5 protein-coding genes and 5 tRNA genes are annotated in these 4,505 nt (G+C 72.2%); 4 read left to right on the top strand and 6 right to left on the bottom strand.

Going from position 1 to position 4,505, the window contains the following annotated elements; translation table 11 throughout:
• Positions 1–100: 100 nt before the first annotated feature.
• The 5 genes from ABZ371_RS29335 to ABZ371_RS29355 form a co-directional block, all read right to left on the bottom strand.
• A tRNA-Val gene (locus ABZ371_RS29335) sits at positions 101–175 on the bottom strand.
• 23 nt (positions 176–198) lie between these two features.
• Positions 199–270: transfer RNA gene (locus tag ABZ371_RS29340), tRNA-Val, on the bottom strand.
• Positions 271–289: 19 nt separating this feature from the next.
• Positions 290–361, bottom strand: a tRNA-Val gene (locus ABZ371_RS29345).
• A gap of 1 nt (position 362) precedes the next feature.
• A tRNA-Cys gene (locus ABZ371_RS29350) sits at positions 363–436 on the bottom strand.
• Positions 437–473: 37 nt separating this feature from the next.
• Positions 474–546, bottom strand: a tRNA-Gly gene (locus ABZ371_RS29355).
• Between the two features lie 163 nt (positions 547–709).
• Here ABZ371_RS29355 and ABZ371_RS29360 point away from each other — a divergent pair.
• Genes ABZ371_RS29360 through ABZ371_RS29370 form a run of 3 tightly spaced genes read left to right on the top strand, consistent with a single transcriptional unit; the run spans position 710 to position 3,453 of the window.
• Positions 710–1,744: a chorismate-binding protein gene (locus ABZ371_RS29360; RefSeq protein ID WP_358685206.1), complete on the top strand. Its 1,035-nt coding sequence runs from the start codon at positions 710–712 to the stop codon at positions 1,742–1,744.
• On the top strand, positions 1,741–2,562 hold the full coding sequence (locus ABZ371_RS29365; protein WP_358685198.1) for an aminodeoxychorismate lyase: 822 nt from the start codon (positions 1,741–1,743) through the stop codon (positions 2,560–2,562). The genes ABZ371_RS29360 and ABZ371_RS29365 overlap by 4 nt, the downstream gene beginning before the upstream one ends.
• 54 nt (positions 2,563–2,616) lie before the next feature.
• Positions 2,617–3,453 carry a GNAT family N-acetyltransferase gene (locus ABZ371_RS29370; RefSeq protein ID WP_358685200.1) on the top strand — a complete coding sequence of 279 codons (837 nt, stop codon included), beginning with the start codon at positions 2,617–2,619 and terminating at the stop codon, positions 3,451–3,453.
• A gap of 59 nt (positions 3,454–3,512) precedes the next feature.
• Here the strand turns inward: ABZ371_RS29370 and ABZ371_RS29375 are convergent, their stop codons facing one another.
• Positions 3,513–4,028 (bottom strand): DsbA family protein, encoded by a 516-nt coding sequence (locus tag ABZ371_RS29375; protein ID WP_358685202.1) that lies wholly within the window; start codon positions 4,026–4,028, stop codon positions 3,513–3,515.
• Between the two features lie 154 nt (positions 4,029–4,182).
• Here ABZ371_RS29375 and ABZ371_RS29380 point away from each other — a divergent pair.
• On the top strand, positions 4,183–4,505 hold a 323-nt coding region (locus ABZ371_RS29380; RefSeq protein WP_358685204.1), incomplete at its 3' end, for a hypothetical protein.

Consider the following 4,505-nt stretch of genomic DNA (forward strand, 5'->3'; position numbering starts at 1 on the left):
CGCGGACCCGTCCCGGCGGGCCGCCCCGGCGCGCGACGTCCGGTCACGCTCCCCGCACACGACGGAGCCCCCGGTCGTCGAGACGACCGGGGGCTCCGGGTGGTGCGCGATACTGGGATTGAACCAGTGACCTCTTCCGTGTCAGGGAAGCGCTCTCCCGCTGAGCTAATCGCGCAGGACGAACCTGCGTGTACTGCGTGCGCGATACTGGGATTGAACCAGTGACCTCTTCCGTGTCAGGGAAGCGCTCTCCCGCTGAGCTAATCGCGCGGGGGTCCTCGCGGACCGGTGGACGATACTGGGATTGAACCAGTGACCCCTTCCGTGTCAGGGAAGTGCTCTCCCGCTGAGCTAATCGTCCTTGGAGGTGGAGACGGGATTTGAACCCGTGTAGACGGCTTTGCAGGCCGTTGCCTCGCCTCTCGGCCACTCCACCAGGGGTGGGGGTTCGGGAAGATCCCCCACCTTCTGCGAGCGGACGACCAGGTTCGAACTGGCGACCTCAACCTTGGCAAGGTTGCGCTCTACCAACTGAGCTACGTCCGCTTGTCTTTCCCGGCCCGCTTGCGCGTCCCGGCGACGTGTTGAACTCTAGCGGATTCCCGGGCCAGCACAAAAACGCGTTTGCGCAGCGTGCTGCGCCGCCTCCACCCCGCCGCAGGTCATGATGGGCGGCTCTACACTCATCCGCGTGCGCGACTTCGCCCCCATGGCCCGCTTCGGCGGCCTCGTAGCCTCCGGCCTGCAGGACGTGACCAGCGATCCCGCAGCCCTCGAATCATCCGGTTTCTGGGCGGTATGCGCGGATTTCGAAGGCCGTATCGTCTGTGCCCGCTTCGCCACCGTGCGCACGGAGCCGGTGCCCTCACCCGTGCCCGGCGCCTGGCGCGGGCCGGCCCCGCAGGACTGGACCTCGTCCCTGGACGAAGACGCCTACACGGCCGGCGTGCGGCGGATCCGTGAACACATCGCGACGGGCGAGGTCTACCAGGCCAACCTCTGCCGCGTGCTGTCCGCGCCCCTGCCCGGCCCCGCCGCCGACGTCGACGCCCTCACCGCGCTGCTCGCCCGGGGCAACCCGGCGCCGTACGCGGGAACGATCCGGCTCCCGGCCCACGGGGTCGAGATCGCCACGGCCTCCCCCGAACTGTTCCTGAAGCGCGAGGGCCGGACGGTGGAGTCCGGCCCCATCAAGGGCACCGGGCGCACCGAGGAGGACCTGCTGGAGAAGGACCACGCGGAGAACGTGATGATCGTGGACCTGGTCCGCAACGACCTCGGCCGGGTCTGCGCGACCGGCAGCGTGAGCGTGCCCGACCTCTGCGTGGTGGAGAAGCACCCCGGGCTCGTCCACCTCGTCTCCACCGTCCGCGGACGACTCGCCGACGGCGCCGGCTGGCCCGAACTGCTCACCGCCGCCTTCCCGCCCGGGTCCGTCACCGGTGCCCCCAAGGCGAGTGCGCTGCGGATCATCGAGACGCTGGAGACCTCACCCCGCGGCCCGTACTGCGGCGCCGTCGGCTGGGTGGACGCCGACCGGGCCACCGCCGGACTCGCCGTCGGCATACGGACCTTCTGGATCGACCGCACGGGCCCCGCGCCCCTGCTGCGCTTCGGTACGGGAGCGGGCATCACCTGGGGCTCCGACCCGCGGCGCGAGTGGGCGGAGACCGAACTGAAGGCCTCCCGGCTGCTGGCTGTAGCGTCGGGAACCCACGAGGTGACAGGAAGGACAGCGACATGAGGATCTGGGTCGGCGGCGCACTGCGGGACGCCGAGGAGGCGCGGGTGTCCGTCCTCGACCACGGGCTCACCGTGGGCGACGGCGTCTTCGAGACGGTGCGGGTCGCCGATGGCCGCCCCTTCGCCCTGACCCGGCACCTGGAGCGCCTGAACCGCTCGGCCGCGGGCCTCGGCCTGCCCGACCCCGACCCCGACGAGGTCCGCGGCGCCTGCGCGGCGGTCATCGACGCGAACCCCATGGCGCTGGGCCGGCTGCGGATCACCTACACCGGCGGCCTCTCCCCGCTCGGCTCCGACCGCGGCGACGCCGGGCCCAGCCTGGTCGTCGCCCTGGGGGAGGCGGTACGCCGCCCCGACAGCACCGCCGTGATCACCGTCCCCTGGACGCGCAACGAGCGCGGCGCGCTGTCCGGGCTGAAGACCACCTCGTACGCGGAGAACGTGGTCGCCCTGGCGCGCGCCCACGAGCACGGAGCGTCCGAGGCGCTCTTCCCCAACACGGTCGGCCGGATCTGCGAGGGCACCGGTTCCAACGTGTTCGTCGTGCTCGACGGCCGGATCCACACGCCCCCCGTCGCCTCCGGCTGCCTCGCCGGGATCACCCGGGCCCTGACCGTGGAGTGGACGGGCGCCCAGGAGACCGACCTTCCGATGGACGTCCTCGAACGGGCGGAGGAGATCTTCCTGACCTCCACCCTTCGCGACGTGCAGGCGGTCCACCGGGTCGACGGACGGGACCTGCCCGGCGCGCCCGGACCCGTCACGGCCAAGGCCATGCGGATCTTCGACGAGCGTGCCGCCGACGACCTGGATCCGTGAGCCGGCGCCGGAAAACGGGTGACGGACCGCCGCGCAGCGGATAGAACACCCCTGATGACAACGACCCTGCGGCCCACCGGGCCGATCCAGCACGGCGCCGACGGCGCCCGGTTCCGCTCGTACGACGTCTGCGACAACGGGCGCCCCGTCGGGACGGTCGGCGCCGGAACCGACCCCGCGTTCGGCCCGTCGGCCGGCATCCTGCGGGCCCTGCGCATCGAGGAACCGCACCGGGGCCGCGGCCGCGGCACGATCGCCGTGCTGGCCGCGGAGGAGGTGCTGCGCGGCTGGGGCTGCACCCAGGTGCGTGTGGAGGTGCCCGCCGGCGGCGAACCCGCCCGGCGCCTCGCCTTGGCACTCGGCTACACCGAACGCAGCCGCAACATGCTGAAGACACTGACCCGGACCGCCCCGCCGTTGCCGGAGGGGGTCACCGGCCGCCCCATGACCGACCGGGAGTACGCCGCGTGGGAGAGCCTCAGCGCCGAGGCGTACGCGCGGAGCTGGATCGAGCGGGGCGTCCCCGAGGACCAGGCCAGGCGCAAGTCCGAGACGGACCACGCCATGCGGCTGCCGGCCGGCCGGGCCACCCCGGGCATGCACTTCCACGTCCTCGTCCGGGGTGACGAGACCCTCGGCCACCTCTGGCTGGCAGGACAGGAGGCGCCCGACGGGGAGGAAGCCGGCTACGTCTTCGACGTCGCGGTGCGGGAGGAGCACCGGGGGCACGGCTACGGGCGGGCGCTGATGCACCTCGCCGAGGACCTCACGCTCGGTGCCGGACACACCCGGCTCGGACTGCACGTCTTCGCCTCCAACACGCCGGCCGTGCGGCTGTACGAGTCGCTCGGCTACGGGACGACCCGGTACAACCTGGCCAAGGCCCTCTAGGCGTCCACCCGGGCCCGCGCCGCGTCCACCACCCCGGCGCGGGGCCCCGGACGGGGAGGTCAGTCCCGGTCCGCGAGCAGCCGGTCGGCGATCTCCTCGATCCGGGCGCGCAGCCCTTCCTGGCTCTTCCCCCCGTCCAGCCGCTGCTCGCCGATCACGTAGGTCGGTGTGCCGGTGACGCCGATCGCCTTGCCTTCGGCCTGGTCCGCGTCGACGATCAGCAGATGCCGGCCGTCGATCAGCGCGGTGTCGAACTCCTCGTCGTCCAGACCGAGTTCGCGGGCAACCTCGAGCAGGAGGTCCTCACCGGTGCGGGAGAGGCCGGCGGTGCGTGCCAGGACGGCCTCGACGTACTCCCACCCCTTGCCCTGGACGACGGCCTCCTCGGCCGCCTGCGCCGCGGCGTAGGCGTGCTTGTGCTTCTCCAGCGGGAAGTGGCGCAGCCGTACGTCGAGCCGGTCGCCGTAGCGGGCGCGCAGCGCGTGGATGTCGGAGAGGGCCTGGGTGCAGTCCGGACACTCGAGCTCGCACCAGACGTCGAGGACGACCGGCGCTGCGGAGGTGGAATCGCTCATGGAATCAGTCTTCCAGTCAGGACCCGCGCGTCCCAATCGGCACCTGCGGAGGACCGGGGCCCTGAGATGTCCCTGATGTGGCCGAGGGGCGTGGCCCCGGTGCGGGTGACCGGTGCAGGATGGAAGGGACGTTTTCCGACCGCTGGAGGCTCCGATGCTTGCCGAGACGATCTGTTCCGCGGTGTCGGCGGCCGGTCTGGGCATCGCCGCGATCACCGCGTACCGCAAGCGGTTCCTGGCCGCGACCCGGATCGCCGCCTACTCGCTGGTGCCGGTGGGTCTGGTGATGACGGGTGTCGTGGAGTGGGTCTCCGGCATCGTCTTCGAGCCGAGCGTGTGGATCGGTTTCGGGCTGCTGGCCGTCGCCTGGCTGCTTTTCACGACCACGCGCGCCGTCGAACGGCGGGGCGGCACCACCCGCAAGGAGCGGAGGGCGGCGCGGGCGACGGCCCGTGAGCAGGCGGTCGCTCCGGCGGC

The sequence above is a fragment of the Streptomyces sp. NPDC005899 genome (assembly GCF_040629645.1).
GTDB lineage: Bacteria > Actinomycetota > Actinomycetes > Streptomycetales > Streptomycetaceae > Streptomyces.